At 43.3% G+C, this 4,437-nt stretch carries 5 protein-coding genes; 2 read left to right on the top strand and 3 right to left on the bottom strand.

The genetic code is table 11. The annotated features are described in order from the left end of the window. Positions 1–285: 285 nt before the first annotated feature. Positions 286–915 carry a DedA family protein gene (locus tag BJP37_RS08800; protein ID WP_075898074.1) on the bottom strand — a complete coding sequence of 210 codons (630 nt, stop codon included), beginning with the start codon at positions 913–915 and terminating at the stop codon, positions 286–288. A 226-nt stretch (positions 916–1,141) separates the two neighbouring features. Beyond that, positions 1,142–1,390: a Ycf34 family protein gene (locus BJP37_RS08805; RefSeq protein WP_044492409.1), complete on the bottom strand. Its 249-nt coding sequence runs from the start codon at positions 1,388–1,390 to the stop codon at positions 1,142–1,144. Positions 1,391–1,566: 176 nt separating this feature from the next. Here BJP37_RS08805 and BJP37_RS08810 point away from each other — a divergent pair, with 176 nt between their 5' ends. Continuing rightward, complete coding sequence (locus BJP37_RS08810; RefSeq protein WP_075898076.1) at positions 1,567–2,844, top strand: tRNA nucleotidyltransferase/poly(A) polymerase-related protein; 1,278 nt, start codon at positions 1,567–1,569, stop codon at positions 2,842–2,844. Between the two features lie 124 nt (positions 2,845–2,968). Continuing rightward, on the top strand, positions 2,969–3,370 hold the full coding sequence (locus BJP37_RS08815; RefSeq protein WP_438941528.1) for an HD domain-containing protein: 402 nt from the start codon (positions 2,969–2,971) through the stop codon (positions 3,368–3,370). Positions 3,371–3,639: 269 nt separating this feature from the next. Here the strand turns inward: BJP37_RS08815 and BJP37_RS08820 are convergent, their stop codons facing one another. Next, positions 3,640–4,251 carry a hypothetical protein gene (locus tag BJP37_RS08820; RefSeq protein ID WP_143727531.1) on the bottom strand — a complete coding sequence of 204 codons (612 nt, stop codon included), beginning with the start codon at positions 4,249–4,251 and terminating at the stop codon, positions 3,640–3,642. Positions 4,252–4,437: the final 186 nt, after the last annotated feature.

The following is a 4,437-nucleotide window of genomic DNA, read 5'->3' on the forward strand; positions in this document are numbered from 1 at the left end:
GGAAAGCTCTTACCCTTTCCACTTCCTATGAGCGCCTTTCATCGGTCGCCCCTCTATCGAGATCATACCGTAAGCGTTGCGTAGATGCACTTTCCTATGGCGAATTAAATTCGCCATAGGAAAGCGCGCCAAGCGCGGTTTCAACCCGCTCCGCAACAAGACTCTTAGAATCCACGTGGTTTTAACCCGTGGAGAGTTCAACAGGAGTTAGGAATTTTGCGTTACGGTAATTGGGTTACGGTAATCCTTAACTACCAATTACCGATTACCGTTTGCCAATTTAAACTAATCCCCCATCTCCAATTTCTGCCTACGAGACTCAAACCATTTAGGAACAACAATCGAGCCAATCACCAAGATCAGAGCAACAATCGCAAATTTAGATACCGAAGAGATTAATAGCTCCAGAGGTATCAAGCGTCCGCAAAAGTAGGATAAACTCACCATCACTGATGCCCAGATCGTAGCACCAGCTAAATTGAATAATATAAATTTCGGGTAAGGCATCTGAACAATCCCTGCCATTGGACCAGCAAAGATCCGCAGTATTGCCACAAATCGACCAAAAAAAACGGCCTTAGCAGCGTTCTTACGAAATTCGGTTTTAGCCTCTGTCAGTTGTGCTTCTGTGATCCGGACTAAACCCCCAATTCGCAGTAGTAAGGGCCAACCACCGATTTTCCCAATCCAGTAACCACAGTTATCTCCTAAGACAGCACCAGCGATCGCAGAGCATAGGACTACCCAATAATTGAGTTCGCCGCTACCTGCACCGAAGCCACCTACCAGGGTAATGGTTTCTCCCGGTATGGGAACCCCAGCGTTTTCCAGGGCAATCCCAAAAAAAACTGCCCAGTAGCCATAGTCCTTAGCTATGTCCTGGACTGTTTCCAACGATAAAAGCTCAAAAGACATCCAGCGTTACAAAAATTAATACTTTTTAATATTTTGGCTCGATCGTGTCTTTTGTGTCAATTAAAGCAGTATTTTGAAAAATACTGGACAAACACAACCAGAACCAATTCGAGCTTTTATCAAAAGCTTGCTTGGTTAAATTAAAACTTGACTGGCGATGAATCCCATGCTGATCTTAGGTACAGAGTGGAGCTTATCGCCAGAATACCTAAAATTCACAATCCCATCAGGTGGGTACCAGTTCACCAGGACGAAGCTTTGCCCACTTCCCAGTTTCCTGCTTAAAGCTATTACACCCGACAACGTCCCATTCCATTTCGATTATATCTTCAGTAGAACGGATATTGACATTGATGGTGGGCTCAACCGCTTCAAAGTTGGGAGATTCCGTCAGGTGAGGTACCTGATGCTGGGTTTCCACAGCATGGTATGTAGTACACCGGTCTACGTAGTGGCAGTTAATGCAAATACACATTGCTTAAACTCCATTTCCTTTATTTTAGCATAGCTCAATTCAGAAATTTATTAGCTAGCTTATAATATCAAATACTTAAGTATTGGCTACTCTGTTTGCTACTTTTATAAAGTTATATGTTCGAGTTTACCACAATTGATATATAGTATTATTTCTGAGATTTCAGAAAATGACTAATGACTAATTACCAAACTGCTATATCACCCCAAAATTGGCCGTTTAACTGGGAGTTACTCCCTTCTGACGCTTGCTTGGTGGGTGGTGCGGTTAGGGATGCTCTGATCAACCGACAATCAGATTACCTAGACTTAGACTTTGTTTTACCCACTAAAGCAGTACGGACAGCAAGCAAGCTAGCAAGACGTTATAAGGCAGGATTTGTGGTTTTGGATGCCCAGCGTCAAATAGCTAGGGTAGTGTTTGGCAACGCCACAGTTGACTTTGCTCAACAGGACGGGGATAGCTTAGAGGCTGACTTACATAGGCGAGATTTTACGATTAATGCGATCGCATTTAATCCCCACACCAAGGAATTCATTGATCCATTACAAGGTATCTTGGATTGCCGTAAAGGGATAATCCGGATGGTGTCACCAGAAAACTTACAAAATGACCCATTACGATTATTGCGGGCTTATCGACAAGCCGCTCAGTTGGGTTTTCAGATTGACCCAGCCACCCAATCAGTGCTAAGAAAGGTAGCACCGTTATTGAGCCAAATCGCAGCAGAACGAGTACGGACAGAATTGGGCTATCTCCTCAAGTCTCCTCAGGGTGTACCTTGGCTAAAAGCGGCCTGGGAGGATAATGTATTACGACCATGGCTGCCTGATGCCACCGCTGAATCTTTCGAGTACATGACAGCAATTAACCCATCCGCGATGGTACTGGCAGAAACCTGGCCTAAGCTTGGGGTGGAATTGAACTTAAAGGTGACTAAGCATTCTTTATCGTTGCTAAATTTGGCTAAGCTAGCAAATTTATTATCATCAATACCAGCAGTTGCTGAACAACAGCTGTTAGCTCTAAAGTACTCTCGTGTTCAGACTCGAATAGTAGTCAGGGCAATCCAACATTTGCCCCAATTGCTGTCTTATACTACTGCCAAGGATATCCCATTACGGGACCAGTATTTCTTCTTTCTTAACGTTGGAGCTGTTTTTCCTGTGGTAGCGCTTTTGGCAGTTGCCAGGGGCATGGCTGTGGATACTATAGCACCCTTGATTGAGCACTATTTGAATCCCAATGACCAGGTTGCCCATCCCACACCACTGGTTACTGGTAAAGATTTAATCAAGTCTCTTAAGTTATCCCCTAGTTCTAAAATTGGTGAGTTACTGACTGAGATTCAAATTGCACGGATTGAGGGCAATATCGATAGTATTAAAGGTGCTCTGGAATTTGCCGCAAAGCTGGACTCAATCAACTGTGGCTCTCAAGACAAAAACAAATAACACATGATATTAAATCCGATTAACTTATTATCATAAGCTATCAGCTATCAGCTATCAGCTATCAGCTATCAGCTATCAGCTATCAGCTATCAGCTATCACCTATNCTCTCGTGTTCAGACTCGAATAGTAGTCAGGGCAATCCAACATTTGCCCCAATTGCTGTCTTATACTACTGCCAAGGATATCCCATTACGGGACCAGTATTTCTTCTTTCTTAACGTTGGAGCTGTTTTTCCTGTGGTAGCGCTTTTGGCAGTTGCCAGGGGCATGGCTGTGGATACTATAGCACCCTTGATTGAGCACTATTTGAATCCCAATGACCAGGTTGCCCATCCCACACCACTGGTTACTGGTAAAGATTTAATCAAGTCTCTTAAGTTATCCCCTAGTTCTAAAATTGGTGAGTTACTGACTGAGATTCAAATTGCACGGATTGAGGGCAATATCGATAGTATTAAAGGTGCTCTGGAATTTGCCGCAAAGCTGGACTCAATCAACTGTGGCTCTCAAGACAAAAACAAATAACACATGATATTAAATCCGATTAACTTATTATCATAAGCTATCAGCTATCAGCTATCAGCTATCAGCTATCAGCTATCAGCTTATGGGCTATGGACAGGCTACTTGAGGTGCTTATGGGCATAGGGTAAGCAAAGGGAAGAGCTTTTGAATAAAACAGGTAAGCATTAGTTTAATCTGAGTTATGGAAAGCTGTTCGCGTAGGGTGAGCTTTTAGCTCACGGCTGACGGCTGACGGCTGACCGCTGACCGCTGAATGCTTACATCAGCAGTCATTTTGATCGCCGATGGATAATTCGATCCACAATAAAAGCAGCGATCGCACCAACTCCAACACCAATCAAAATATGAAATAGCACAAACCAGAAAGTATAAGTCAAGCAAGGGTAGAGTCCAGCTTCAGGGCAATCTAAGGATCCCTTCCGGTCTAGTTTGGTCAGGATCGCTTCTAGAGGTTGTTTAGCGTCGCTTTGGGACGAAATACCACTGACTGCTAGACCAGTACCCACGAAGGTGATCCAAAGTTGTCGTCTTTTCTCCTGTTTTTCAGCTTGTTTGTCTCGGGCTCGATCAGCCTCCTCCTTATCTCTGAGGGCTTTTTCCAAAGCGCGATCGCGTTCTGCTTGTTCAATTTCCACAATACCTCTGATTGAGGAAATCGCTTTGTCTAATAGGCCAGAACTATGTCCAAAATAGCTTAAGTTTATTTTAATTTGCTCTTGATAAGTATGGCTTATTTTATCAGAAAATACTGACAAAATCCTTAAATCATCCTTTGGTAATTTTTCTTGAAGTTGTTGAAGCTTTTCGGAATAATTTTGAGCATTAATCTTGATTGTCAAGCTATAGCTTTCTAACTGTCCCAGCAAGTCTGAATAGTTCAAGTCTAGCTTCGGCAGTATTCTCAGCTTATTCTTAAAGTCCAACAGTTCAGCTTCAGATAATACAGCAACTTTCGCCCCCCTAGCCCCCCAATTTTGGGGGGAATTATTCGCCCCCCTAGCCCCCCAATTTTGCTATCCATTAGGCAAAAGTAGTCGAAACGGTGATAGAGACTAGGATTTAGGCAA

This window comes from Moorena bouillonii PNG, assembly GCF_001942495.1.
In the GTDB taxonomy this organism is placed as follows: Bacteria; Cyanobacteriota; Cyanobacteriia; order Cyanobacteriales; family Coleofasciculaceae; genus Moorena; species Moorena bouillonii.

What these genes read in the sequence shown, in the direction of transcription:
- BJP37_RS08800 (WP_075898074.1), bottom strand. Translation starts at nt 915, where the DNA reads ATGTCTTTTGAGCTTTTATCGTTGGAAACAGTCCAGGACATAGCTAAG.
- BJP37_RS08805 (WP_044492409.1), bottom strand. Translation starts at nt 1,390, where the DNA reads ATGTGTATTTGCATTAACTGCCACTACGTAGACCGGTGTACTACATAC.
- BJP37_RS08810 (WP_075898076.1), top strand. Translation starts at nt 1,567, where the DNA reads ATGACTAATTACCAAACTGCTATATCACCCCAAAATTGGCCGTTTAAC.